This window comes from Pseudomonas sp. MDT1-16 (assembly GCF_054898115.1).
In genome coordinates, this window is sequence record NZ_CM142717.1 from 4049410 (window position 1) to 4075153 (window position 25744).

Annotated in this window: 28 protein-coding genes and 2 pseudogenes; 24 read left to right on the forward strand and 6 right to left on the reverse strand. The window is 58.7% G+C overall.

Annotated features, from left to right (window positions below):
* The first annotated feature begins 220 nt into the window (after positions 1–220).
* The 5 genes from ACYZT3_RS18485 to ACYZT3_RS18505 all read left to right on the forward strand — a co-directional run bounded on the left by ACYZT3_RS18485 (position 221) and on the right by ACYZT3_RS18505 (position 2993).
* On the forward strand, positions 221–811 hold the full coding sequence (locus ACYZT3_RS18485) for a cysteine hydrolase family protein (protein WP_282376568.1): 591 nt from the start codon (positions 221–223) through the stop codon (positions 809–811).
* A 131-nt stretch (positions 812–942) separates the two neighbouring features.
* Entirely contained in the window at positions 943–1263 is a 321-nt protein-coding gene (locus ACYZT3_RS18490; RefSeq protein WP_282376566.1) for a hypothetical protein, read from the forward strand.
* A 76-nt stretch (positions 1264–1339) separates the two neighbouring features.
* Positions 1340–1897, forward strand: coding sequence for a Smr/MutS family protein (locus tag ACYZT3_RS18495; RefSeq protein ID WP_008146127.1), 558 nt, complete (start codon positions 1340–1342; stop codon positions 1895–1897).
* Between the two features lie 77 nt (positions 1898–1974).
* Complete coding sequence (gene folE, locus ACYZT3_RS18500) at positions 1975–2520, forward strand: GTP cyclohydrolase I FolE (RefSeq protein WP_003204506.1); 546 nt, start codon at positions 1975–1977, stop codon at positions 2518–2520.
* A gap of 101 nt (positions 2521–2621) precedes the next feature.
* Entirely contained in the window at positions 2622–2993 is a 372-nt protein-coding gene (locus ACYZT3_RS18505; RefSeq protein ID WP_282376565.1) for a glutathione S-transferase N-terminal domain-containing protein, read from the forward strand.
* Positions 2994–3077: 84 nt separating this feature from the next.
* Here ACYZT3_RS18505 and ACYZT3_RS18510 read toward each other — a convergent pair.
* Positions 3078–3269 (reverse strand): annotated as a pseudogene (locus ACYZT3_RS18510) (PLP-dependent aminotransferase family protein); the annotation flags it as partial.
* A gap of 59 nt (positions 3270–3328) precedes the next feature.
* On the opposite strand from ACYZT3_RS18510, the gene ACYZT3_RS18515 reads away from it, so the two are divergent.
* The 3 genes from ACYZT3_RS18515 to ACYZT3_RS18525 all read left to right on the forward strand — a co-directional run bounded on the left by ACYZT3_RS18515 (position 3329) and on the right by ACYZT3_RS18525 (position 6000).
* Positions 3329–3718 (forward strand): MarR family transcriptional regulator, encoded by a 390-nt coding sequence (locus tag ACYZT3_RS18515; RefSeq protein ID WP_462032395.1) that lies wholly within the window; start codon positions 3329–3331, stop codon positions 3716–3718.
* Between the two features lie 240 nt (positions 3719–3958).
* Positions 3959–5308 carry an NCS2 family permease gene (locus tag ACYZT3_RS18520; RefSeq protein WP_462030437.1) on the forward strand — a complete coding sequence of 450 codons (1350 nt, stop codon included), beginning with the start codon at positions 3959–3961 and terminating at the stop codon, positions 5306–5308.
* A gap of 65 nt (positions 5309–5373) precedes the next feature.
* On the forward strand, positions 5374–6000 hold the full coding sequence (locus tag ACYZT3_RS18525; protein ID WP_462030438.1) for a LysE family translocator: 627 nt from the start codon (positions 5374–5376) through the stop codon (positions 5998–6000).
* A gap of 190 nt (positions 6001–6190) precedes the next feature.
* Here ACYZT3_RS18525 and uraH read toward each other — a convergent pair whose 3' ends face one another.
* Positions 6191–6544: a hydroxyisourate hydrolase gene (gene uraH, locus ACYZT3_RS18530; RefSeq protein ID WP_282376563.1), complete on the reverse strand. Its 354-nt coding sequence runs from the start codon at positions 6542–6544 to the stop codon at positions 6191–6193.
* Positions 6545–6975: 431 nt separating this feature from the next.
* Between uraH and puuE the strand changes: the two genes are divergently transcribed.
* From puuE to ACYZT3_RS18565, 7 genes are all read left to right on the forward strand, one after another.
* Positions 6976–7902: an allantoinase PuuE gene (gene puuE, locus ACYZT3_RS18535; RefSeq protein WP_059404690.1), complete on the forward strand. Its 927-nt coding sequence runs from the start codon at positions 6976–6978 to the stop codon at positions 7900–7902.
* Positions 7899–8411: a 2-oxo-4-hydroxy-4-carboxy-5-ureidoimidazoline decarboxylase gene (uraD, locus tag ACYZT3_RS18540; protein WP_282376561.1), complete on the forward strand. Its 513-nt coding sequence runs from the start codon at positions 7899–7901 to the stop codon at positions 8409–8411. Before puuE ends, uraD begins: the two co-directional genes overlap by 4 nt.
* 89 nt (positions 8412–8500) lie before the next feature.
* Entirely contained in the window at positions 8501–9496 is a 996-nt protein-coding gene (gene alc, locus ACYZT3_RS18545; protein WP_282376560.1) for an allantoicase, read from the forward strand.
* Between the two features lie 139 nt (positions 9497–9635).
* Positions 9636–10139, forward strand: a complete 504-nt coding sequence (locus ACYZT3_RS18550) for an ureidoglycolate lyase (protein WP_010456681.1) — start codon at positions 9636–9638, stop codon at positions 10137–10139.
* 50 nt (positions 10140–10189) lie between these two features.
* A complete protein-coding gene (locus ACYZT3_RS18555) occupies positions 10190–11482 on the forward strand; it encodes a urate hydroxylase PuuD (protein WP_282376559.1) in 1293 nt (430 codons plus the stop codon).
* 257 nt (positions 11483–11739) lie between these two features.
* Positions 11740–12525 carry an outer membrane protein OmpK gene (locus ACYZT3_RS18560; protein ID WP_462030439.1) on the forward strand — a complete coding sequence of 262 codons (786 nt, stop codon included), beginning with the start codon at positions 11740–11742 and terminating at the stop codon, positions 12523–12525.
* Positions 12526–12901: 376 nt separating this feature from the next.
* On the forward strand, positions 12902–13687 hold the full coding sequence (locus ACYZT3_RS18565; RefSeq protein ID WP_462030440.1) for an outer membrane protein OmpK: 786 nt from the start codon (positions 12902–12904) through the stop codon (positions 13685–13687).
* Positions 13688–13774: 87 nt separating this feature from the next.
* Here ACYZT3_RS18565 and ACYZT3_RS18570 read toward each other — a convergent pair whose 3' ends face one another.
* Positions 13775–14929, reverse strand: a complete 1155-nt coding sequence (locus tag ACYZT3_RS18570; protein WP_462030441.1) for a patatin-like phospholipase family protein — start codon at positions 14927–14929, stop codon at positions 13775–13777.
* 35 nt (positions 14930–14964) lie between these two features.
* The gene (locus tag ACYZT3_RS18575; RefSeq protein ID WP_282376555.1) at positions 14965–15897 is read right to left on the reverse strand and encodes a lipid A biosynthesis lauroyl acyltransferase; all 933 of its coding nucleotides are present in this window, start codon (positions 15895–15897) and stop codon (positions 14965–14967) included.
* Positions 15898–16015: 118 nt separating this feature from the next.
* On the opposite strand from ACYZT3_RS18575, the gene minC reads away from it, so the two are divergent.
* The 8 genes and pseudogenes from minC to ACYZT3_RS18615 form a co-directional block, all read left to right on the forward strand.
* The gene (minC, locus tag ACYZT3_RS18580; RefSeq protein WP_282376554.1) at positions 16016–16753 is read left to right on the forward strand and encodes a septum site-determining protein MinC; all 738 of its coding nucleotides are present in this window, start codon (positions 16016–16018) and stop codon (positions 16751–16753) included.
* Between the two features lie 200 nt (positions 16754–16953).
* Positions 16954–17766 carry a septum site-determining protein MinD gene (minD, locus tag ACYZT3_RS18585; protein WP_282376553.1) on the forward strand — a complete coding sequence of 271 codons (813 nt, stop codon included), beginning with the start codon at positions 16954–16956 and terminating at the stop codon, positions 17764–17766.
* The gene (gene minE / locus ACYZT3_RS18590) at positions 17766–18020 is read left to right on the forward strand and encodes a cell division topological specificity factor MinE (protein ID WP_007898843.1); all 255 of its coding nucleotides are present in this window, start codon (positions 17766–17768) and stop codon (positions 18018–18020) included. Before minD ends, minE begins: the two co-directional genes overlap by 1 nt.
* A 181-nt stretch (positions 18021–18201) precedes the next feature.
* A complete protein-coding gene (locus ACYZT3_RS18595) occupies positions 18202–18837 on the forward strand; it encodes an RluA family pseudouridine synthase (RefSeq protein ID WP_282376552.1) in 636 nt (211 codons plus the stop codon).
* 158 nt (positions 18838–18995) lie between these two features.
* Positions 18996–19838 (forward strand): protein kinase family protein, encoded by an 843-nt coding sequence (locus tag ACYZT3_RS18600; protein WP_462030442.1) that lies wholly within the window; start codon positions 18996–18998, stop codon positions 19836–19838.
* Between the two features lie 106 nt (positions 19839–19944).
* Positions 19945–21234 (forward strand): M18 family aminopeptidase, encoded by a 1290-nt coding sequence (locus ACYZT3_RS18605; RefSeq protein WP_282376548.1) that lies wholly within the window; start codon positions 19945–19947, stop codon positions 21232–21234.
* A 139-nt stretch (positions 21235–21373) separates the two neighbouring features.
* The gene (locus ACYZT3_RS18610; RefSeq protein ID WP_282376547.1) at positions 21374–21550 is read left to right on the forward strand and encodes a hypothetical protein; all 177 of its coding nucleotides are present in this window, start codon (positions 21374–21376) and stop codon (positions 21548–21550) included.
* 16 nt (positions 21551–21566) lie between these two features.
* Positions 21567–21662, forward strand: a pseudogene (locus ACYZT3_RS18615) (hypothetical protein); the annotation flags it as partial.
* A 238-nt stretch (positions 21663–21900) separates the two neighbouring features.
* Here ACYZT3_RS18615 and ACYZT3_RS18620 read toward each other — a convergent pair.
* Positions 21901–23574: a DEAD/DEAH box helicase gene (locus ACYZT3_RS18620; RefSeq protein ID WP_462030443.1), complete on the reverse strand. Its 1674-nt coding sequence runs from the start codon at positions 23572–23574 to the stop codon at positions 21901–21903.
* A 422-nt stretch (positions 23575–23996) separates the two neighbouring features.
* Here ACYZT3_RS18620 and ACYZT3_RS18625 point away from each other — a divergent pair, with 422 nt between their 5' ends.
* The gene (locus ACYZT3_RS18625) at positions 23997–24788 is read left to right on the forward strand and encodes a crotonase/enoyl-CoA hydratase family protein (protein ID WP_282376546.1); all 792 of its coding nucleotides are present in this window, start codon (positions 23997–23999) and stop codon (positions 24786–24788) included.
* Positions 24789–24922: 134 nt separating this feature from the next.
* On the opposite strand, the gene ACYZT3_RS18630 is transcribed toward ACYZT3_RS18625, so the two are convergent.
* A complete protein-coding gene (locus tag ACYZT3_RS18630; RefSeq protein WP_282376545.1) occupies positions 24923–25678 on the reverse strand; it encodes a spermidine synthase in 756 nt (251 codons plus the stop codon).
* Positions 25679–25744: the final 66 nt, after the last annotated feature.

Consider the following 25744-nt stretch of genomic DNA (forward strand, 5'->3'; position numbering starts at 1 on the left):
AACGACTGGCGATTCTAACAGCCAAAACGCGTCACGACGACGCGGGAAAAACACCGGATCAGATGTAGGACTTATCTATTTTTTCAGTTGGCTATTGAACAGAATGAGTATCTTGACAAGGCTACAAGCCAGCAACGACGGTGCCTACGATGGTAGCGATTCACAGAACCGCTCAGCCAGAGGACAATGTCGCAAAAGCCCCACTCCAAGGAGCCCCAGAATGTCCGTTCCACAAACGATGTTTCAACTCAGCGGTCGCGGTTATCCGGCGGCCAAACTGAGCCAAGCGACGCTCATCATCATCGATGCTCAGAAAGAATACCTCAGTGGCCCGTTGGCCCTGAGCGGCATGGATGCTGCCGTCGCGAACATCAAGCAACTGGTGGCCGCTGCCCGTGCAGCCGGCCGACCGATCGTACATGTACGTCACCTCGGCACCGTCGGCGGGCTGTTCGATCCCCAGGGCGAGCGCGGCGAGTTCATTCCGGGCCTCGAACCCCTGGGCGACGAAACCATTATCGGTAAACTGCTGCCGAGCGCGTTCCACGGTACGCCCCTGTACGATCGTCTGCAGGATCTTGGTTCACTGGACCTGATCGTCTGCGGTTTCATGAGTCATTCCAGCGTCAGCACCACAGTGCGGGCGGCGAAGAACCTGGGCTTTCGTTGCACACTGATGGAAGATGCCTGTGCCACCCGCGACCTGCCTTACAAGGGCGGGGTACTCAGCGCCGAGCACGTTCAGCAGACCGAAATGGCGATCATGGCGGACAACTTCGCCACCCTCGCCCTGACCCACGATCTGATCTGATCGACTTCAGATGAGCGGTTCATGCCGCCGCTCATCCGCAAAATCCTCTCATTTGCTGCAATTGCCCTAGCCTCAGGAACATCCCGGTCAACTCCCGGTCGAAGGGCCGATACCCATTGAGGAAGGTCGGAATGAAGTTATCCGATGGTTTTGACGCACGCCGCTTGCGGCCCAAAGGCCAACGCAACTGGCGTTTTCGATTCGGCGCAGCCTTTGCCGCCCTGCTGGCGATGTGCGGTGTGTTGCTGGCGATGGCCGGTGCTGCCAGCCTTCTCGGCCACGCACCTGCCTTGGGCGAGCTGAATGCCAGCCCGGCCGGGTCGGCAGTGATTCTGGCGGTTGGCCTGTTCGTGCTGTACATCGGCGTGTGGCTGTGGCGTCACTGCCGTCGTCGCTCGCGTCAGTCGCGTGAACTGAACATCTCCCCGCACCTGATGAAAAAACACGACTGAGCCGTACGCTTCGCGTTTTCTCGCGCCCCGATTCGTCTCGAGTTGGGTAAACTGGCCGCCCTTCGCGGAGGCTGACATGCAAGACGACGATTTTTCCCTGTTCAAAAGCGCGATCCAAGGCGTCAAGCCGATCAAACACGATCGCGCCGAAACCGGCAAACCCAAAGCTGACCGCGCACAAATCGCCAAACTGCGCCAGGCCGCCACCGTGCGCACCGATGCCACCACCGTTGACGGACTGTCCGATCAGTTCGTCATTGATGTAGGCCCGGAAGACGAGCTGATGTGGGCGCGTGACGGCGTTCAGGAAAGCCAGATGCGCAAGCTCAAGATCGGCCAGATTCCGTTCGAAGGCAGCCTCGACCTCCATGGCATGAGCGTGGAAAAGGCCCGGGAAACCCTCTGGGCGTTTCTGGCCGAAGCGACCAAATTCGAAATCCGTTGCGTGCGCGTCACCCACGGCAAGGCTGTGCGTCTGGACGGCAAGCGACCGATGATCAAAAGCCACGTCAACACCTGGTTGCGCCAGCATTCACAGGTGCTCGGCTTCACCTCGTGCCAAGCGAAACACGGCGGTGCCGGCGCGGTGTATGTGATGCTCAAACGGACCATGATGGAAGGTCGCGACGAGTAAAGCTGTCGCTTCACGCTTGCAGCGCCGTGTTTGCCACCGTACCCTTGCCCTTTGCGAAAATCCCCACAGGTAGTTTCATGTCCCTGGAACAGAATTACACGGCCATCCTTGGTCAACTTGGCGAGGACGTCTCCCGCGAGGGCCTGCTCGACACGCCAAAGCGTGCCGCCAAAGCCATGCAGTACCTTTGCCGCGGCTATGAACAGACACTGGAAGAAGTCACCAACGGTGCCTTGTTCAGCTCCGATAACAGCGAAATGGTGCTGGTCAAGGACATCGAGCTTTACTCGTTGTGCGAACACCATCTGCTGCCGTTCATCGGCAAGGCCCACGTCGCCTACATCCCTAGCGGCAAGGTGCTAGGGCTGTCGAAAGTCGCGCGGATCGTCGATATGTATGCGCGCCGCCTGCAGATCCAGGAAAACCTCAGCCGCCAGATCGCCGATGCGGTCCAGCAAGTCACCGGCGCCCTGGGCGTTGCCGTGGTGATCGAGGCCAAGCACATGTGCATGATGATGCGCGGTGTGGAGAAGCAGAATTCGTCGATGATCACGTCGGTGATGCTCGGTGAGTTCCGCGAAAACGCGGCCACGCGCAGCGAATTTCTCAGCCTGATCAAGTAATTCGCAGCACGAAGAAAACCGGCATTCATCGCCGGTTTTTTTTCGCCTGCAAAAATCAGGTAAGCTGCGCGCCTTCGTTTGCCCCCTGTGAGGCTTATACCGTGTTCGTAAAAGCGCTTCGTGTCGGCCTTGGCCAACTGATCATCTTCATCGACTTCATCACCCGCCCCGGCAAAAAGCAGCGCCCTGCCGAGGTTCAGGCTCAGGTCAACACGGCTGCCAAGGGCTTGACCCTGTATCAGTTCCACGCCTGCCCATTCTGCGTGAAAACCCGCCGCACCCTGCGCCGCTTGAACGTGCCAGTGGCATTGCGCGATGCGAAGAACAACGAACAGGATCGCCAGACCCTGCTGGAACACGGCGGCAAGATCAAGGTTCCGTGCCTGCGCATCGAAGAGAATGGCCAGACCACCTGGATGTACGAGTCCAAGGTGATCATTGATTATCTGGACAAGCGGTTTGCCGCTGCCTGAAGCAGGCTCAGATTTCAAACAATAATAAACCGGCTCATTGGCCGGTTTATTCGTTTTTACCCCTCCCCTCTCTCACCAGCAGCCTCAGGCCGCTTGCGCTGCCTGGGCCTGGCGAACCACCCCTGCCAGCCGTTTGAGCCCTTCGTCTAGTCGTGGCGGGTCGATGTCGCTGAAGTTCAGTCGCAGATGCCCTGGATTGTTGTCGGGCTCGGGGAAGAATGGCTCGCCCGGCATGAACGCCACATCCGCTGCCAGTGCAGCCTTGAGCAACACTCGACCTTCGGCAGCATGACTTCGGCCGGCAAGCCACCGGCGAACGACATCACTTCCGGGCGCTGGGCGGCGGCGAGGATTTCACCGCGAAGGCCGACGAAATGCTCGAGCGTCGTGGCTTGAGCCGGGTGCATCAACGCATCGTGTTTTTCATCGCCCGCTACCCGAACCTGAGCGTCAAGGAACTGCTGGCATTGCTCGGGGTGACGAAGCAGGCGCTGAACATTCCGCTGCGGCAGTTGGTGGAAATGCATCGGGTGGACAGCGTCGCATCCGAGACCGACAAGCGTAAGCGCTTGCTGACCGATGATGGTGCGCGGCTTGAGCAGTCGTTGCGGCGTGAGCAGGTGAAATTGCTCGAGCGGGTGTTTGCCGAGGCCGGGGAGACGGCGGTGAACGGGTGGTTGGCGGTGAACCTGGCTTTGGGCAAAACCCAAGTGCCAGCCGAGTAACTCTCGTTCCCACGCGCCGGCGTGGGAACGATCATCCCTCGGCGATATACTCCTATTGCCAAACTTTTCGTCTACAAAATCAAAAACATTATTTGCTTTCTTTGTATACAAAAGCATAATCCACTTCGTACGAGTTCCTGACCAAGCGGTCAATAAATTCGCAAGTGCCTCAAAGGGTCGCTGCCACCCTCATGGGTCCGGCCCTGGAAATAACAATAAAACTCTTGAGGAGTATTCGCTGTGGAAAGCCGCAAATCCGAAGCCCCGACGCTGGAACTCTCGCCGCCGTTACGCAATGGCTGGCTGGAGCGCATCTTTAAACTCAGCTTGCATGGCACCACGGTGAAGACCGAGCTGATTGCCGGTCTGACAACCTTCATCACCATGGCTTACATCATCTTCGTCAACCCCAACATCATGGCCGACGCCGGGATCGATCACGGTGCCGCGTTCGTCGCCACCTGTATCGCCGCCGCGCTGGGTTGTCTGTTGATGGGCCTGTACGCCAACTGGCCAGTCGGCCTCGCGCCAGGCATGGGCCTGAACGCCTTCTTCACCTACACCGTGGTCGGCACCATGGGCTACAACTGGGAAACCGCTCTGGGTGCAGTGTTCGTTTCCGGTGTGTTGTTCATGTTCCTGACCTTTTCCCGGATCCGCGAATGGCTGCTCAACAGCATCCCGGTCAGCTTGCGCTACGCCATGGGCGCCGGTGTGGGCTTGTTCCTCGGGCTGATCGGTTTGAAAACCGCTGGTATCGTCGTCGATAGCCCGGCCACCCTGATCAAACTCGGCTCCCTGCGCGAGCCTGGCCCGCTGCTCGCCGCCATCTGCTTCCTGATGATCGCCGTCCTCAGCTACCACAAAGTGTTCGGCGCGATTCTCATCAGTATCATCACCGTCACCCTGGCCGGTTGGGGCCTTGGGCTGGTGCACTACGAGGGGATCATGTCGGCCCCGCCGAGCCTGGCTCCGACCTGGATGGCCATGGATGTCGCCGGCGTGTTCAACATCAGCATGATCAGCGTGGTGCTGGCCTTCCTCTTCGTGCATATGTTCGACACCGCCGGCACCTTGATGGGCGTTGCCCAGCGCGCCGGTCTGGTGAACGCCGATGGAAAGATCGAAAACCTTTCCCGCGCCCTCAAAGCCGACAGTGCATCCAGCGTGTTCGGTGCGGTGGTCGGTGTTCCGCCGGTCACCAGCTACGTGGAAAGTGCCGCAGGTGTTGCCGCGGGTGGTCGGACTGGTCTTACCGCTGTGACCGTAGGTGTGCTATTTATTGCCGCAATGTTTTTCGCTCCGCTGGCTGGCATGATCCCCGCTTACGCAACCGCCGGTGCGCTGATTTATGTGGCGATGCTGATGATGGGCGGCATGGCTCACATCGAATGGGACGAAGCGACCGACAGCATTCCGGCGATCGTCACCGCGATCATGATGCCCCTGACCTTCTCTGTCGCCGACGGCATTGCGCTGGGCTTTATCACTTACGTGGTACTGAAGGCCTGTACCGGTAAGCACAAGGAAATTTCCATCAGTCTGTGGGTGCTCTGCGCGATCTTCATCGCCAAGTTCGTTTTCTTGTAAGCCGTACACGCTTCAAAACAGCCTCACCCGGTCGGGTGAGGCTTTTGTGCAAATGGAGGAAAGTGATGAGTCTGGAAACCTGGCTGCTGTTCAGTGGCGCTGCGCTGGTGGTGATCCTGATCCCTGGGCCACTGTCTTTGCTGATGATCAGCAACAGTCTGAATTACGGTTTGCGCCGTTCGTACCCGGCGTTTCTGGGAGGCGTGATTGCGTCGATCTGTTTGCTCAGTGCTTCGGCGCTGGGTTTGGGCGCCTTGCTGCTGGCGTCGGAACAGCTGTTCAGTGCCCTGAAGATCGTCGGTGCGCTGTACCTGTTTTACCTGGCCTGGCAGAGCTGGCAGCAATCGCGTCAGCCCTCCCACGGCGCTGAAGTGCCCCAGGCTGCACCGGCTCCACGCTTTCGCGCACTGTTCGGGCGCGCGTTTGTGCTGGGCGCGAGCAACCCGAAAGACATTCTGTTCTTTGCTGCTTTCCTGCCGCAGTTCCTCAGCGCCGAGCAACCGTTCCTGCCGCAGTTACTGGTGATGATAGTGACTTGGACCGTGCTGGATCTGCTGTGCAAATTGGGTTATGGGCTGGGTGCCCACGGGGCGGCGCGGTATTTGCGCAGTGGCAAGGGTCAGAACTGGTTTAACCGGATCAGTGCGGGGTTGTTCAGTGGTGCGGGCGCGGCATCCTTGTTGAGCCGCTGAAGAGCAAAAGCATCGCGGGCAAGCCCGCTCCCACAGGTTCTGTGAACGCCACAGCTCACTGTGTGTGTGCGGGCTTGCCCGCGATGGCGCCTGACCTGGCACCTACTTTCTCAAGGACGAAAAAAAGCCCGCAGTGTGAGCGGGCGAAAGACCAAAGAAGCTATATGCGCAGGATTTTGGGGGGAAAGTCCTAGCTTCCTCTGTAGGTCGAATAGCTGTAAGGCGAAATCAGCAACGGCACATGGTAGTGATCCTGTTCGGCAGAAATGCCGAAACGCAACACCACCACATCCAGGAACGCGGGTTCCGGCAGCTGAACGCCACGGGCGCGGTAGTAGTCGCCCGCATGAAACTGAACCTGATAGACCCCGGAGCGGTAGTCATCGCCTTGCAGCAGCGGTGCATCGACACGGCCATCGCTGTTGGTCATCGCAGTGGCGACCCATTCCAGCTGCGAACCTTCAACACGGTACAACTCGACCTTGATCGAGCTGCCCGGGCAACCGTGTGCAGCGTCCAAAACGTGTGTAGTCAAACGTCCCATTGATTCTGCGCGCCTGCCCGCCGGAGCAGTCAGACCTCGCGCCTCCCGAAGTCAGGTGAAAAGGAGACCGCACCGATTCGGAACACGAAAAGCTGCGGCGAGCGACTGATTAAGACACTTTTCAAAAAAATTGTACACAATAAAAATCACATTTTTACGGCGATGTACGCTACTCATGGATTCGTACCGAATCTGGCGTCGAACCATAGGATCAAAGGACCTTCCATCCATTAGCTGACCAATCAGGCAGGTTTCTTGCAATAACATGCGAAGATGATAGTCAGTGAAAAATGCAAAAAATCAGGCTTACAAAGTGGATATAAAGTTGTATACAATCAGCCCATCGCTGTGACGCCAGCCTGTCATCAAACTGCAGGCCGCCACACAACCCTGACCTTGAACAAGTCGAACGAATAAGAAGGAAGACTGCAGTGAGCGCTGACTACCCACGCGACCTGATCGGTTACGGCAGTAACCCTCCTCACCCCCACTGGCCGGGCAATGCTCGCATCGCCTTGTCCTTCGTGCTCAATTACGAGGAAGGTGGCGAGCGCAATATCCTGCACGGCGATAAAGAATCCGAAGCCTTCCTCTCGGAGATGGTCTCGGCGCAGCCGCTGCAAGGCGCGCGCAACATGAGCATGGAATCCCTTTACGAGTATGGCAGCCGTGCCGGCGTCTGGCGGATTTTGAAACTGTTCAAGGAATTCGACATCCCGCTGACCATCTTCGCCGTGGCCATGGCCGCCCAGCGTCACCCGGACGTGATCCGCGCGATGGTTGATGCCGGCCACGAGATCTGCAGCCACGGCTACCGCTGGATCGACTACCAGTACATGGACGAAGCGCAGGAACGCGAGCACATGCTCGAAGCGATCCGCGTCCTCACCGAAATCACCGGCGAGCGCCCACTGGGCTGGTACACCGGCCGCACCGGTCCGAACACCCGTCGTCTGGTGATGGAAGAAGGCGGCTTCCTCTACGACTGCGACACCTACGACGACGACCTGCCCTACTGGGAACCAAACAACCCGACCGGCAAGCCGCACCTGGTGATTCCGTACACGCTGGACACCAACGACATGCGCTTCACCCAGGTTCAGGGTTTCAACAAGGGCGACGATTTTTTTGAATACCTCAAAGACGCCTTCGACGTGCTGTATGCCGAAGGCGCCGAAGCACCGAAGATGCTCTCGATCGGCCTGCACTGCCGTCTGATCGGCCGTCCGGCGCGTCTGGCCTCGCTCAAACGCTTTATCGAGTACGCTAAAAGTCATGAACAGGTGTGGTTCAGCCGTCGCGTCGACATCGCTCGCCACTGGCACGAAACCCACCCGTACCAAGGGGCCGCAAAATGAGCCACTTCCAAACCCTGAAGCCCTCGACCCTGAGCCGCGATGCCTTCGTCGCCGCCTTCGCCGATATCTACGAACATTCGCCATGGGTGGCCGAAAAGGCCTTCGACCTGGGTCAGGCTTCGATCGACGAGATCGAAACCCTGCACCAGCGCATGAGCGACATCCTGTTGAGCGCCGATCACGAAAGCCAATTGGCACTGATCAACGCTCACCCGGACCTGGCCGGCAAAGCCGCCGTCCAGGGCCAGCTTACCGCAGCCAGCACTCAAGAACAGTCTGGCGCGGGTATTCACCAATGCACGGCCGAAGAGTTTTCTCGCTTCACCGAGCTGAACGATGCCTACAAAGCCAAGTTCAAGTTTCCCTTCATCATGGCGGTAAAAGGTAGCAACCGGCATCAGATCCTCGCGGCGTTCGAAACGCGCATTCACAACTCGGCGGATACCGAATTCAAATGCGCGCTGGCGGAGATCAACAAGATTGCGTTGTTCCGATTACTGACCCTATAAGCGAGCCTGGCCCGAGTGCTCTTAAACGCGAAAAATACCCAGGGCCCTGCAAGCATCCCAAGCCAACTTATTAAAGGCAGACAAGAAGAATGAAAGCTCACGCCGTACCTTTCGAGAAGTTCGTCAACCTGGCCGACGCCCGTCTGGGCACCAAAATCATCTCGGTCACCGATGACTGGTTCGCTGATGCCAACCGCCTGTTCCAGCCGACCCCGGCTGTGTGGAAAGAAGGCGTGTTCGATGACAACGGCAAGTGGATGGACGGCTGGGAGTCGCGCCGCAAGCGCTTCGAAGGCTACGACAGCGCGGTAATCCGCCTGGGCGTTCCAGGCTCGATCAAAGGCGTGGACATCGACACTTCATTCTTCACCGGCAACTTCCCGCCGTCGGCCTCTCTGGAAGCGTGCTTCCTGGCCTCGGGCGAGCCGGACGAAAGCACCCAGTGGACTGAAGTGCTGTCGGCCGTCGAGCTGCAAGGCAACAGCCACCACTTCCACGAAATCAACAACGACCAGGCCGTCAGCCACCTGCGCTTCAACATCTACCCGGATGGTGGCGTGGCCCGTCTGCGTGTTTACGGTATTCCGTTCCGCGACTGGTCCGCTGTTGGCGACAACGAACAGGTTGACCTGGCTGCAGCGCTGAACGGCGGCCGCGCCCTCGCCTGCTCCGACGAACACTTCGGTCGCATGAGCAACATCCTCAACCCGGGCCGTGGCATCAACATGGGCGACGGCTGGGAAACCGCACGTCGTCGTACCCCTGGCAATGACTGGGTCATCGTCGCGCTGGGTCATCCGGGCGAGATCGAGAAAATCATCGTCGACACCCTGCACTTCAAAGGTAACTACCCGGATACGTGCTCGATCCAGGGCGCCTTCGTCAAGGGCGGTACTGACAGCCAGATCGAAACCCAATCGCTGTTCTGGCGCGAATTGCTACCGGCGCAGAAACTGGAAATGCACGCCGAACACACGTTCGCCGAGCAGATCAAGGCACTGGGTCCCATCACCCACATCCGCCTGAACGTGTTCCCGGATGGTGGTGTGAGCCGCCTGCGGGTTTTGGGCAAGGTCGCGAAGTAACATCCGATCGTTCCCACGCTCTGCGTGGGAATGCATCACCGGACGATCTGCGTCCGCATTGGATGTGACGCGGAGCGTCACGGGCTGCATTCCCACGCGGAGCGTGGGAACGATCAAACTCAACGAAAAGAAGACCAGCATGCGCACATTGACGATTGAACCGCTGACCAAAGAAGCCTTCGCCCCTTTCGGTGACGTGATCGAAACCGACGGCAGCGATCACTTCATGATCAACAACGGTTCGACCATGCGCTTTCACAAACTGGCGACGGTGCAAACCGCCACGCCAGAGGACAACGCGATCATCAGCATTTTCCGCGCCGACGCGCAGGACATGCCGCTGACCGTCAGCATGCTGGAGCGTCACCCGCTGGGCAGCCAGGCTTTCATTCCGCTGCTCGGCAACCCCTTTCTGATCGTGGTCGCGCCACTTGGCGATGAACCTGTATCAGGCTTGGTCCGCGCCTTCGTTACCAACGGCAGGCAGGGCATTAACTACCATCGCGGCGTTTGGCACCATCCGGTGCTGACGATCGAAAAGCGGGATGACTTCCTGGTGGTTGATCGCAGTGGCACAGGCAATAACTGCGATGAGCATTTTTTCAAAGAGGATGAGCGTTTGATCCTTGCCCCCCACCAATAAGAGAAGGTCTGATCACTCGACGACAGAGTGACAGGCGAGAGGTAAAGACTGTGGAAGCACATCTGTTGGAATGGCTGAACCTGAGCGTACGCTGGGTTCACATGATTACTGGCGTGGCCTGGATCGGTGCGTCGTTCTATTTCGTCTGGTTGGAAAACAACCTCAATCGGGTCAACCCGAAAAGCGGTCTGGCGGGCGATCTGTGGGCGATCCACGGCGGCGGTATCTATCACCTGGAAAAATACAAACTGGCTCCACCGACCATGCCGGACAACCTGCACTGGTTCAAATGGGAAGCCTATTTCACCTGGCTGTCGGGGATCGCGTTGTTGTGCGTGGTGTTCTACTCCAACCCGACGCTGTACCTGCTCGCACCGGGCAGCAGCCTGACCGGCCCTGAAGGAGTTGCCCTGGGCATCGCCTCGCTGTTCGTCGGCTGGTTCGTCTACTCATTCCTTTGCGACTCGGCCCTGGGCAAACGCCCTGCCTTGCTCGGCTTCATCCTGTTCGTGCTGATCATTGGTGCCGCTTACGGCTTCAGCAAAGTGTTCAGTGGTCGGGGTGCGTACCTGCACGTCGGCGCGATCATCGGCACCATCATGGTCGGCAACGTGTTCCGCATCATCATGCCGGCGCAGCGCGCATTGGTGGCGGCGATTGCCGAGAACCGCACGCCGGACCCGGCGCTGCCGGCCAAAGGCTTGCTGCGTTCGCGTCACAACAACTACTTCACCTTGCCGGTGCTGTTCATCATGATCAGCAACCACTTCCCGAGCACCTACGGCAGCCAATACAACTGGCTGATCCTGGCCGGGATCGCGGTATTGGCGGTGTTGGTGCGTCACTACTTCAACACCCGCCACGACAGCCACAAGTTCGCCTGGACCATGCCCGTCGCAGCAGTGGGCATGATCTGCCTGGCGTACGTGACTGGCCCGGCGCAGATGTCCAGTGCACCTGAAGTAGCCAAGGCACCTGGCACCATCGAGTACCAGCCGCTGCCGGAAACCGCCCTCGGTGGAGGTGCCAAACCTGCCGCCGCGAAGCCTGCTGAAGCGCCGGTTCAGGCTGCGAACGCCGGACCGAGTTACGACAAGGTGCACAGCGTGATTCAGGAACGTTGCTCGGTTTGCCATTCCGCCAAACCGACCAGCCCGCTGTTCAGCGCTGCACCGGGCGGCGTGATGTTCGACACTCCCGAGCAGATCCGTCAGAACGCCGCACGCATCCAGGCTCAAGCCGTCACCAGCCAGATCATGCCGCTGGGCAACATCACCCAGATGACCCAGCAGGAACGTGACCTGATTGGCGCGTGGATTGTTCAGGGAGCTCCAACCAACTAAGCAACAAAGCTTCGCGGGCAAGCCTCGCTCCTACAGGATTTGTGTTGTTCCCGTAGGAGCGAGCCTGCTCGCGAATGGCCGCACCGCGGTCAACCTGATACAAAAATCACAAGAATAAAAAAGATCCGAGGTCGGCCATCAACGACTGCCACGCCCACCCGCATTGACACACTAAAAGCCATACAACCTGTGGGAGCAGTTGCTCCCCCAGTGGCCACACCTGCGCCTCAAACAATAAAAACAAGAGGGAGCAACAGATGATTCGGACACAGACAAACATGCTGTTGGGCGGTGGTCTTTTGGCCGCCAGCCAAGCCATGGCCGGCGATTTACTGCTGTGGCAGACCAACAGCCTGAGCTATTTGTACGGCAAGAACTTCGCAATCAACCCGTCGATCCAGCAGACGGTGACGTTCGAGCACGCCGACAAATGGAAGTACGGCGACAACTTCCTGTTCGTCGACAAGATCTTCTACAACGGCCAGGAAGACCGAAACAAAGGGCCCCACGCCTTCTACGGCGAGTTCAGCCCACGCCTGTCCTTCGGCAAAATCCTCGACCGCCGCTTCGAATACGGCCCGATCAAGGACGTACTGCTCGCGATGACTTATGAGTATGGCGAAGGCGACAGCGAGGCCTACCTGATCGGCCCGGGTTTCGACCTCGCGGTCCCGGGCTTCAACTATTTCACCCTGAACTTCTATCGTCGCCAGACCGAAGGCCCGCGCCCCGGCGATGGTGTCTGGCAGATCACGCCGGCCTGGTCCTACAGCATTCCATTGGGCAGTTCAGACCTGTTGTTCGACGGCTACCTGGACTGGGTGGTCGACAACGATCAGAACGCCCGCGGTACCTACCACGCCAACCTGCACATCAATCCGCAGCTCAAATATGACCTCGGCAAAGCCCTGGGCTGGGGCCATAAACAGGTCTACGTCGGCACCGAATACAGCTACTGGAAGAACAAGTACGGGGTCGAAAACAGCTCGAACCTGGACACTAACCAAAACACCGCCAGCCTGCTGGTGAAGGTGCACTTTTAAGATGGCCCGCAACCGCGCTCCAAACCTGCTGTCGGTGCGCTGTTGCGGGGCACTTGAGACCTGGCCAAGGAGTCAGTATTCTCCGCGGCCGCCCGAATCCGGACTAAAAAAAAGCCCGGATTTAATTCCTGACCAGAAAGCCAACTTATCCCGGCACTGGACGGTACCAAGGCACTCAAAAACCACTCTCAATCGACTGCTCTTGAGCCGCCGAACGGGAGTTTTTTGGCTTTTCAAAAGCCTTGGCGCAGCTCTTGCTAACAGCACTGAAGCTGACCGATTGGATGATTTTTTACAGCTACAGGAAAAGGCGCCACACCAGAGCGCAGACCTTAAAACAATAACGTGGAACCACCTACTTTTTGGGAGCAACCGAATGAAACGTACGTGCACTAGCCTGATGCTGGCGGGATCTTTGCTGGCCGGGGGCCAAGCCATGGCCGGCGACTTGCTGCAATGGCAGAACAACAGCCTGACCTACCTGTATGGCAAGGACTTCCAGGTCAATCCGCGCATTCAGCAGACCGTGACTTTCGAACACGCCGATGGCTGGAAATATGGGGATAACTTCTTCTTCGTCGACAAAATCTTCTACAACGGCGACAAGGATTTCAACGTCGGCCCGAACACCTATTACGGTGAGTTCAGCCCACGAATTTCCCTGGGCAAGGTCCTCGACCAGAAAATCGAATTCGGCCCGGTCAAAGACGTGTTGCTGGCCATGACGTACGAGTTCGGTGAAGGCGATACCGAGTCCTACCTGATCGGTCCTGGTTTCGACCTGGCGATTCCGGGCTTCGACTACTTCCAGCTGAACTTCTATCAGCGCCATACCGAAGGCAGCCGTGCGGGCGACAACGTGTGGCAGATCACCCCGGTCTGGTCCTACACCATTCCCGTTGGCGATTCGAACATCCTGATCGATGGTTTCATGGACTGGGTGGTCGACAACGACTCCAACTCCAAAGGCGACTACCACGCCAACCTGCACTTCAACCCACAGGTCAAATACGACTTGGGCAAGGCGTTGAATTTTGGTGAGAAACAATTGTATGTGGGTGTGGAGTACGACTACTGGTCGGACAAGTACGGGATCAAAGACAGCCAGTACTTCAAGACAGATCAAAGCACCACGAGCTTCCTGGTGAAGCTCCACTTCTGATGTAAAACCAAAAGATTGCAGCCTTTGCCAGCGCCTATGGACGTGCGCATCCGGGATAGGTGCTGGCGCAGGCTGCGATCTTTTGCTTTATGACAATCCCAAAAACCGGGACAACTCATCCCGCTTGGCCAACGCATCCCGCCGGCCTAGATCAATTAGCTCGCTGCAATACCCCGCCTCGAACAGGAGATAACTCAGCACCCCCGCCCCGCTCGTCTTGGTCGCACCCGGACCGCGCAGAAACAGGCGCAGCGCCGCCGGCAACTCCTGCCGATGCCGCGCCGCAATCTCATCGATCGGCTGACTCGGCGAAATCACCAGCACCTCCACCGGCGCTACACCCAGCGCGCGTGTCGGCGTGCCATCGGGCAGCAGATGACTGAACTGATTGAGTCGCTGCAGCAACTCGATGTCACTTTCCAGGCTGTCAATGAACGTACTGTTGAGCATGTGCCCGCCGATCTGTGCCAGGGTGGGTTGCTGACCGGAGTAAGCACGCAGCAGCGGTTGTTCCGGGTCGACACCGCGGGGGTTGCCGCTGACGCCCACCACCAGCACTCGGCTGGCGCCCAGGTGCAGCGCCGGGCTGATCGGCGCCGACTGGCGTACCGCGCCGTCGCCGAAATACTCTTCACCGATTTTCACTGGCGCGAACAGCAGTGGGATCGCTGAACTGGCCAGCAAGTGATCGACGGTCAATTGCGTGGGAACGCCGATTCGCCGATGGCGCAACCAGGCATTGATGGTGCCGCCGCCCTGATAAAAGGTCACGGCCTGACCGGACTCGTAGCCGAACGCGGTCACCGCAACCGCCTGCAACTGCTTCTGTGCAATGGCCTCGGCAATCCCGCTCATCTGCAGTTTGTCATCGAGCAATCCGCGCAGCGGCGAACTGTTGAGCAAGGCCACCGGCACCTGAGCGCCAATCCCCAGCAAACTGTGGCTGACAAAACGGCTGGCCTGATGGATCACGCCCGGCCAGTCGCTGCGCAGCACCAGATGACTGCGGAAGCCCTGCCAAAAGGCTGTCAGGCGTTGAATCGCACCACGGAAGTCTATCGCCCCACTGGCGAGACTGACCGCGTTGATCGCGCCGGCCGAGGTGCCGACGATCACCGGAAACGGATTCGCCGCGCCCACCGGCAGCAGCTCGGCAATCGCCGCCAGTACACCGACCTGATAGGCCGCCCGAGCCCCACCGCCGGAAAGAATCAACCCTGTAACCGGTTCAGCAGGACTCATCGCAACACTCCATGGTGCTTATAGGGGTCGGTGGTTCAACCGCGTTTTGCGTACAACTTGGGTTCGCCCGGTGGGCGGCTCTTGAAGCGGCGATGAGCCCAGAGGTATTGCTGCGGACATTCGCGCAAGACGCCTTCGATCCACTGATTGATGCGGATGCAATCGGCCTCTTCGGTCTCGCCGGGGAAACCCTCGAGCGGCGCATGAATCACCAGTCGATAACCGCTGCCGTCAGCCAGACGCTCCTGAGTGAACGGCACCACCAGCGCCTTGCCCAACCGTGCAAACTTGCTGGTGGCGGTGACGGTCGCGGCCTGAACTCCGAACAGCGGCACGAAGATACTTTGCTTGGCGCCATAATCCTGATCCGGCGCGTACCAGATTGCCCGGCCGGCCCGCAGCAGTTTCAGCATGCCGCGAACGTCGTCGCGTTCCACCGCCAGCGAGTCGACGTTGTGCCGCTCGCGACCCAGGCGCTGGACGTAGTCGAACAACGGATTCTTGTGCTCGCGGTACATGCCGTCGATGGTGTGTTGCTGGCCGAGCAACGCCGCGCCGATTTCCAGCGTGGTGAAATGAATGGCCATCAGGATCACGCCTTTGCCGTCGCGCTGGGCCTTTTTCAAATGCTCCAACCCTTCGACATGGGCCAGTTTCGCCAGACGCTCGCGAGACCACCACCAGCTCATCGCCATCTCGAAAAACGCGATGCCCGTGGAAGCGAAGTTTTCCTTGAGCAGGCGCTTGCGCTCGGCCACGGTTTTTTCAGGGAAACACAGTTCGAGATTGCGCTTGGCAATGCGCCGTCTGTCGCCCGCTACTCGATACATCAATGCGCCCAGGGCGCGACCGATCGTCAGCAACGCCGGATACGGCAACTGGACAATCAGCCACAACAGCCCCAAGCCACACCACAGCGGCCAGAAACGTGGAGAAAGAAATGCTGTTCGAAAACGCGGGCGATCCATTAAAGGTTCCGGAAAGACGATGGCCGCGCATTCTACATCGTTCGACCCGGCTTGCGGCTCGCGGGCGTTCTCGTTATAAGTCTCGGCACTTTTAGTGACAAGTCGTTGTATGCCGACCATGAGCCAAACCGAACCGTTAGACCAAGATCCCGTGTTCCAGCTGAAAGGCAGCATGCTCGCCATTACGGTGCTGGAACTGGCCCGTAACGACCTCGAGAACCTTGATCGTCAACTGGCCGCCAAAGTCGCCCAGGCGCCTAACTTCTTCAGTAACGCGCCACTGGTGCTGGCCCTGGATAAACTTCCGGCCAGCGAAGGCGCAGTTGATCTGCCGGGTCTGATGCGCGTCTGCCGCCAGCATGGCCTGCGCACCCTGGCGATCCGCGCCAGCCGCATTGAAGACATCGCTGCGGCCATCGCCGTCGACCTGCCGGTGCTGCCACCGTCCGGCGCCCGGGAACGTGCGCTTGACCCGCACGAAGGCGTTGTTGCGAAAAAACCGGTAAAACCGCCGGAACCGACCATCAAACCAACGAAGATCATCACGTCGCCCGTACGTGGTGGCCAGCAGATTTATGCCCAGGGCTGCGATCTGGTCGTGATCTCGTCGGTCAGTCCGGGGGCGGAACTTCTCGCCGATGGCAACATCCATGTATACGGCCCGATGCGCGGTCGTGTGCTGGCCGGCGTCAAAGGCGACACGAAAGCCAGGATTTTCTGTCAGCAAATGAGCGCTGAACTGGTTTCCATCGCAGGCCACTACAAGGTTTCGGAGGATCTGCGTCGCGACCCTATGTGGGGCGCGGGCGTACAGATCTGCCTGTCGGGCGATGTGTTGAACATCATTCGGCTTTAACGGATACTGCCGCATTTTCCAAGCATCTCTAAAACGTAGCGAAAACGGCTCAAACGAAGTAGGAAAATGGCCATAGGCAGCGTTTACCCGAGGTAAGCGCCGTTCTGGACCGGATTCCAGCCAAGGCTGTCCGACTGCAGTCGTTTTTCTAGAGATGTTTTTCAGGGGCTAAATGTCCTTTTCCTTAGGGGTGAAACACCTTGGCCAAGATTCTCGTGGTTACATCCGGCAAGGGTGGTGTGGGTAAGACCACCACCAGTGCTGCTATCGGTACCGGCCTCGCACTGCGCGGCCACAAAACAGTCATCGTCGACTTCGACGTCGGTCTGCGTAACCTCGACCTGATCATGGGTTGCGAGCGCCGCGTGGTGTACGACTTCGTCAACGTGGTGAACGGCGAAGCCAACCTGCAACAAGCCCTGATCAAAGACAAACGCCTGGAAAACCTCTACGTACTGGCCGCCAGTCAGACCCGCGATAAAGACGCGCTGACTGTGGAAGGCGTGGAAAAGGTGTTGATGGCGCTGAAAGAAGACTTCGAATTCGTGGTCTGCGACTCCCCGGCCGGCATCGAGAAAGGCGCCCACCTGGCCATGTACTTCGCTGATGAAGCGATCGTCGTGACCAACCCGGAAGTGTCCTCGGTACGTGACTCGGACCGCATGCTTGGCCTGCTGGCCAGCAAGTCCCGCCGCGCCGAAAAGGGCGAAGAGCCGATCAAGGAGCACTTGCTGCTGACCCGCTACAACCCGCAACGGGTCAGTGACGGCGAAATGCTCGGCGTCGAAGACGTCAAAGATATTCTGGCCGTCACCCTGCTGGGTGTCATTCCGGAATCCCAAGCGGTACTCAAAGCGTCCAACTCGGGTGTGCCGGTGATTCTCGACGACCAGAGCGATGCCGGTCAGGCATACAGCGATGCGGTCGATCGTCTTCTGGGCAAAACCGTGGAGCATCGTTTTCTCGATGTAACGAAGAAGGGATTCTTCGAGCGCCTGTTTGGAGGTAGATAATGAATCTTTTTGACTTCTTTCGTGCCAGCAAAAAGGTCAGCACCGCGTCGGTAGCGAAAGAGCGTCTGCAGATCATCGTGGCGCACGAACGCGGCCAGCGCAGTACACCGGACTACCTGCCAGCCTTGCAGAAGGAATTGGTCGAGGTGATCCGCAAGTACGTCAATATCGGGTCCGATGACGTGCACGTCGCTCTGGAAAACCAGGGCAGCTGCTCGATTCTGGAACTCAATATCACCCTGCCTGACCGCTAGTCGATCAGACAGGAGTCACGGCGGCTCAGACCTCCTGGCACTTCGTAGGAGCGAAGCTTGCTCGCGAAGCAGGCAACTCGGTGTATCTGATAGATCGAGGTGATGCGTTCGCGAGCAAGCTTCGCTCCTACAGGGTGTGGGGGCCTGAGCCGCCGTTGGCGTTTGTTACGAGGCTGTTTTAATGCCGTTGTCCAACATCCGCATCATCCATCAGGACGCCGCCGTACTGGTGGTGAACAAACCGACCCTGCTGCTCTCCGTCCCTGGACGGGCCGATGACAACAAGGACTGCCTGATTACCCGCCTGCAAGAAAACGGCTACCCGGAAGCGCGAATCGTCCATCGCCTGGACTGGGAAACCTCCGGCATTATTCTGTTGGCCCGTGACCCCGACACGCATCGCGAGCTGTCTCGGCAATTTCATGACCGCGAAACCGAAAAGGCCTACACCGCCCTGTGCTGGGGCCAGCCGGTACTGGACAGTGGCAGCATCGATCTGCCCCTGCGCTACGACCCGCCGACCAAGCCACGCCATGTGGTGGACCATGAATTCGGCAAACATGCCCTGACCTTCTGGCGCGTATTGGAGCGTTGCGGCGATTGGTGTCGTGTCGAATTGACGCCGATCACCGGCCGATCCCATCAGTTGCGCGTGCACATGCTCTCCATCGGTCACCCGCTGCTGGGGGACGGGCTCTACGCCCACGAGCAAGCATTAGCAGCCTGGCCACGGCTGTGTCTGCACGCGAGCATGCTGAGCTTCACTCACCCGCAAAGCGGCGAACGCTTGCGCTTCGAGTGTCCTGCTCCTTTCTAAGCAGCGCTGAACCAAAAAAAACGCCCTTCCATTGAAGGGCGTTTTTATTCCTTGTTCAAAACGACGTGAAAATGGCGTGAAAATGGCGTGAAAATATTGTCATAAATCTGTAATGAAACGTAAAATGCCGGCACTTTGACAGCAGGCAGGAAGCCCTCGTGCTCAGCAACATGACATTCCAAGATGATTATCCTTTCACCTTCTGCCTCTTCAACACCACGCTGCACCTTAGCGAGCAACCCTCAGCCGAAGCGCAGCAGGCACTTGAGCAACTTATTAACAAACGACGCGCCCGCAAACTCACCCGTGCGAGTGCGCCGCTCACCTACGGTGACACCCCGCTGTTTGCCAAGGTCCAACCGCTGGATACGTTAAAGGCAAAAGTGCGCGTAACGTTTGGCAAACCACAGCGCAATGGCCGATTCGACTGGCCGCTGGAAGAGCTGATCAACACGCTCGAAGCGCAGCGCCGTGGCGTACGAATGCCTTCGCTGCAAGGGTTCGGTTACACCAAAGACCGACTGGGACTGACCCAGGAGTATTTCATTATCACGCGCCTGCTCGACGATCATATCGACGGTGTGCAATGGCTTAAACGCAACCCGGATAACGTCGAAACATTCATTCTCGATGCCTTCCAATTGCTGAACTCCCTGTCGCGCAAGAACATCACGCACATGGATTTCTGGGCCGGCAACATCATGATTCCGCAAACGCCGCAAACCCCACTCAAAGCCATCGACTTTGAAAACTGCTTTGCCGGCCAGACAAACCATCCAAGCGAAACCCTGGGTTTTCAGCTGGGCTTCTTCTATCGCCGGGACATCTACAAGCTCATCACCGAAGCCGCCTATGACCGCCTTGTGGACGACTATGTTCGGGAGATCCCCGGTATCTCGATGGAAAAATTCAACGAGGTGTACCTCGCGAGCAAACATCAATATGTAGGCCGCAAGCAACGTCGCGAAGTATTCCTCAATGGCAATCTGATCACCGGTTGACTCATCCTCCTCGCCATCCAGCAGGCGACGCACACCGAACGGCATTGCCTCTGCAATGCCGTGAGCCAATACGTTAAACTTGCGCCACTGCTGTCTGGAGCTACTTATGCGCGAAGAGTTGAACCAAGGCCTGATCGATTTCCTTAAGGCCTCCCCTACCCCATTTCATGCCACCGCCAGCCTTGTTCAGCGCCTGGAAGCGGCGGGCTATCAACGCCTCGACGAGCGCGAGCCATGGACCACCGAAGCCAACGGTCGCTACTACGTCACCCGTAACGACTCTTCGATCGTCGCGTTCAAGATGGGCCGTCATTCGCCCCTGCATGGCGGTATTCGCCTGGTCGGCGCGCACACCGACAGCCCGTGTCTGCGGGTCAAGCCCCAGCCGGAACTGCAACGCCAGGGCTTCTGGCAGCTGGGCGTCGAAGTCTATGGCGGCGCACTGCTGGCGCCATGGTTCGACCGCGACCTGTCATTGGCCGGCCGTGTGACCTTCCGTCGTGATGGCAAGGTCGAGAGCCAGTTGATCGACTTCAAGGCACCGATCGCCACCATCCCGAACCTGGCCATTCACCTTAACCGTGAAGCCAACATGGGCTGGGCGATCAACGCCCAGACCGAACTGCCGCCGATCCTCGCGCAATTTGCCGGTGACGAGCGTGTGGACTTCCGTGCCGTGCTGACCGATCAACTCGCCCGCGAACACGGCTTGAACGCCGACGTGGTGCTCGACTATGAGTTGAGTTTCTACGACACCCAAAGTGCTGCGGTCATCGGCCTGCATAGCGACTTCATCGCTGGCGCACGCCTGGACAATTTGCTGTCGTGCTATGCCGGCCTGCAAGCCTTGCTGACCACCGAAACCGACGAAACCTGCGTACTGGTCTGCAACGATCACGAAGAAGTCGGCTCCTGTTCAGCCTGCGGCGCCGACGGCCCGATGCTCGAGCAAACGTTGCGTCGTCTGTTGCCCGAAGGTGATGAGTTCGTACGGACCATTCAGAAATCCCTGCTGGTCTCGGCGGACAACGCCCACGGCGTGCACCCGAACTACGCCGACAAGCACGACGCCAACCACGGCCCGAAACTCAACGCCGGCCCGGTGATCAAGGTCAACAGCAACCAGCGCTACGCCACCAACAGCGAAACCGCCGGGTTCTTCCGCCATCTGTGCATGGCCGAAGAGGTACCGGTGCAGAGCTTCGTGGTGCGCAGCGACATGGGCTGTGGCTCGACCATCGGCCCGATCACCGCCAGCCACCTGGGCGTGCGCACCGTGGACATCGGCCTGCCGACCTTCGCCATGCACTCGATCCGTGAACTGTGCGGCAGCCATGATCTAGCGCACCTGGTCAAAGTGTTGAGCGCGTTTTACGCCTGCAGCGAGTTGCCGTAACCCGTGTAGGAGCATGGCTTGCCAGCGATGGCGATCTTAAGGACGCCTTCGCTGGCAAGCCATGCTCCTACAGGTGTTCACCACCGTTCACCAAATGCCACCTAGACTTTAACTACCCCTTCCGACAAGGCAGTCGCTCATGATCTCGATGTCTTCGTTTCACTCCATGCTGATCCCGATTCTCGCCGGGATGATCATGCTGGCAACCGGTTTCAATTTTCGCGACAAGAACGCCGGCGTGTTCGCGATGTGGATCGGCATGTTGATGATCCTCGCCACCGTGATCTTCAAGATCCTCGCCAAACTCAACGAATAAATCCTCACCCCTGGCCATTGATGGCATCGTCCACACCTTTCCGTTCAGCGAAATCAAAAGCATCAAGAACTACTCCCGGGAATTCGGTTACACGATCTTCCGGGTGGCAGTGGGAAGTTTCCCGAGCCTTCAACCTGTCACTCAAGCGCCACCTGGACGAACCCGTCGTGAAATCAGGCGCCTTCGGTCTTTAAGACAAACCGCGGCAACTTGATAGGCGACTGCTCCGTCCGAACGCGGCCCGAACCGAACGCAGCCTCGCAGGCTCGACAGCTGCTACAAAACGCAGGCAAAAAAATCCCCGAACCAGTCGGGGATTTTTATGTTCGATCAATCAGCCCGAGAGCGGATCAATCTTCGCGATAGCGACGCAGCTTCAACTGCTTACCAGCAACGCGAGTGTCCTTCAGCTTGGTCAGCAGACGCTCCAGACCATCTTCCGGCAGCTCAACGAGGCTGAAGCTGTCACGTACCTGGATGCGACCGATTGCTTCGCGAGCCAGACCACCCTCATTGAGGATAGCGCCCAGCAGGTTCTTGGCAGCGATACCATCACGCGCACCCAGCGCGGTACGGCAACGAGCACGACCTTCGGCCAATGGAACCGGAGCACGACGCTCGCGATCACCACGGTCCGGACGATCACCGGTACGCTCTGGACGCTCGCCACGTGGTGCATTGTTCGGCACCAGTGGACGTTCTTTCTCGATCGCGGCCAGGGTCAGCGCCTGAGCGTTGGTCGCCTTGCGCAGCAGAGCAGCAGCCAGTGCACGCGGGGTGCAACCGATGTCGGCAGTCAGGCGATCCAGCAGATCACCGTGAGTCGATTCGGCATCAGCCACCAGCGGCGACAGGCTGTTGGTCAGTTTCTTGATGCGGGCATCGAGAACGGCCTGAGCGTCCGGCAGGCGAACTTCAGCAACTTTCTGACCGGTTACACGCTCGATCACTTGCAGCATGCGGCGCTCACGTGGAGTCACCAGCAGCAGTGCACGACCTTCGCGACCGGCACGGCCAGTACGGCCGATACGGTGAACGTAGGACTCTGGGTCGTACGGCATGTCAACGTTGAACACGTGAGTGATACGCGGAACGTCCAGACCACGAGCAGCAACGTCGGTCGCCACAACGATGTCCAGACGGCCATCCTTGAGGGATTCGATCACGCGCTCACGTTGGTTCTGAGCAATGTCACCGTTCAGCGCAGCGGCTTTGTAGCCTTTGGCTTCCAGGGCACTGGCCAGGTCCAGGGTCGCTTGCTTGGTGCGCACGAACATGATCAGGGCATCGAAGTCTTCAACTTCCAGCAGGCTCAATACAGCCGAGGTCTTCTGGTCAGCGTGAACCAACAGGTGAGCCTGTTCGATCGCGGTAACGGTCTGAGTCTTGGTCTGGATCTTCACGTGTTGCGGATCGCGCAGATGGCGTTCGGCAATGGCACGGATCGACTGCGGCAAGGTAGCCGAGAACAATACGGTCTGACGGGTGGGTGGCAGAGCCTTGAAGATAACTTCGAGGTCGTCCATGAAACCCAGTTTGAGCATTTCGTCCGCTTCGTCGAGCACCAGGTGGTTCACGGTCGACAGGACTTTTTCGTCACGACGCAGGTGGTCGCACAGACGGCCCGGAGTGGCGACAACGATCTGCGCGCCATTACGGATTGCTTTCAGTTGTGGACCCATAGGGGCGCCGCCGTAAACGGCCACAACGGTAACGCCCGGCATTTGCTTGGCGTAGGTTTCGAAAGCGGTTGCTACTTGCAGCGCCAACTCACGGGTTGGCGCCAGGATCAGGGCTTGCGGCTCGCGCTTAGCAGGATCGATGCGATGCAGAATCGGCAGGGCGAACGCAGCGGTTTTACCCGTACCGGTTTGCGCCTGACCAATCATGTCGTGGCCGGCCATGATGATCGGGATCGATTGATGCTGAATAGCCGAAGGCTCTTCGTAGCCAGTCGCGATGACGGCTGCAAGAATATTCGGATTAAGATTAAAAGCGGCGAAGCCGCCGGTTTCCTGGGTCATGGGTCTGCCTCTAAGTGCATCCGCAAAGACCCATGCTCCAAAGCTGCGCATGCCGTGTAAGACTCAAGAGTCGCCCTGGCTGCTTTGTCGGCGGGGATTTGCGAAAACGAATGAATGAAAAAGATTCGTCAAGGGAGAGTCCGCTGTACGGACGTGCAGCCGAAGCTGACTTCGGGAAATTGCGCTACCTAAACGCGGCCCGGTTAAAGGCCGGCGCGCACTATACCGGAATTAGCCCAAAAAGGGAGCTTTATTTGTCGGAAAACTGCCGCGCACAGCGTTCTGTCATACGCTTTGCGGATCATCGTGCAACGGTCTATTTTGCAAAGGCCCAGCCCTGCTGGCGATCGCGCTAAAACGGTTCACCCTTGTGACGCAGACCTGCGGTCTCACGTATCCCTTCCCGCCCGAGGAAATGCACCATGAATCAGCCCTGCTCCAGTCGTGTGAGCCGTGAACGGCACGGTCATGTCCTGATGATTGGCCTGGATCGGGTGGCCAAATGCAACGCCTTCGACCTCGACCTGCTCAACGAACTGAGCCTGGCCTATGGCGAGTTCGAGGCCGACAGCGAGGCGCGGGTGGCGGTGGTATTCGGCCATGGTGAGCATTTCACCGCAGGGCTGGATCTGGTCAGTGCCAGCGCGGCCCTGGCTCAAGGCTGGCAGGCACCGCCCGGCGGCTGCGATCCGTGGGGTGTATTCGCGGGCCCCAGGGTTAGCAAACCGGTGATTGTCGCCGCGCAAGGCTACTGCCTGACCATCGGTATCGAATTGATGCTGGCCGCTGATATCAACCTCTGCGCCAGTAACACCCGCTTCGCGCAGAAGGAAGTGCAACGCGGGATCTTCCCGTTCGGCGGCGCGACGTTGCGCCTGCATCAGGTCGCTGGCTGGGGCAATGCCATGCGCTGGCTGCTGACCGGCGATGAATTCGATGCCCATGAAGCGTTGCACCTTGGTTTGGTGCAGGAAGTCATGGCCAGCGAGGATTTGCTGCCACGGGCGATTGAGCTGGCTGAGCGGATTGCCCGGCAGGCGCCGCTTGGGGTTCAGGCGACGTTGATGTCTGCGAGGCAGGCACGTTATGAAGGGGAAACAGCCGCGGCGCAGGGATTGCCGGCGCTGGTGAAGAAGTTGTTGGCCAGTGAGGATGCCAAGGAAGGCGTGCGGTCGATGATCGAGAAGCGACCGGGCATTTTCAAAGGCTGCTGAAAGGTGTGTCGATGCGAAAATTGCTATCGCGGGCAAGCCTTGCTCCTACATGTTTTGTTCGTTCGCCGCAGAATGTGCACGACACAAAATCTGTAGGAGCAAGGCTTGCCCGCGAAGAGGCCCTAACTGACAACTCATGTAGCCGGGCGGATCGCCTTGATCAACGACTGCAACGAATACCCCAAACGCGGCCCCAAACCTTCGGCCCGGGCGTTCAAGCCTTCCATGTCCAGTTCCTGATCCAGCTCCGAAGGCACGATCAGAATCACATTGCCCTCCTTCACCGGCAGTTCCCAGTAATGCCGGTGATAGAGGCCGCGAAACAACGCCGCGCCTAACGGCTTGCCATCGTCGGTGGCCCACTGATTGATCACCAGCCAGCCACCCGGATTCAGGCGTTTCTGACAGTTTTCCAGGAAATTCCACGCCAGATGCCCGACACCCGGCCCGACATCGGTATAGAGGTCGACGAAAATCAGGTCCGCCGGTTCAGCGGTATCGAGCAACTCCAGCGCATCGCCCACCCGGATATACAGCCGCGGATCGTCATCCAGCCCAAGGTATTCAATGGCCAGGCGCGGCACGTCGGGCCGCAGTTCGATGGCTTCGACGTCTTCCAGCGGCAGAAACTTGAGGCAGGCCTGGGTCAGGGTGCCGGCACCGAGGCCGAGGAACAGCGCGCTTTCCGGCTGCTCGTGGCACAACGCGCCAATCAGCATCGCCCGGGTGTAATCGTATTCGAGCCAGCTCGGGTCAGCCGTGAACACGCAGCTCTGCTCGATGGCATCACCGAACTCGAGAAAGCGGTAATCGGCCACTTCCAGCACGCGAATCACGCCGAACTCATCCTGCACCTCGGCGAGCAGATGCTCGACGCGCTCCTCAGTCATTTCGTCTCCTGATCGTTACCGGGCCCCGGCAAACGCAATAAAACTGCTGGTACACAGCTGCAAAGG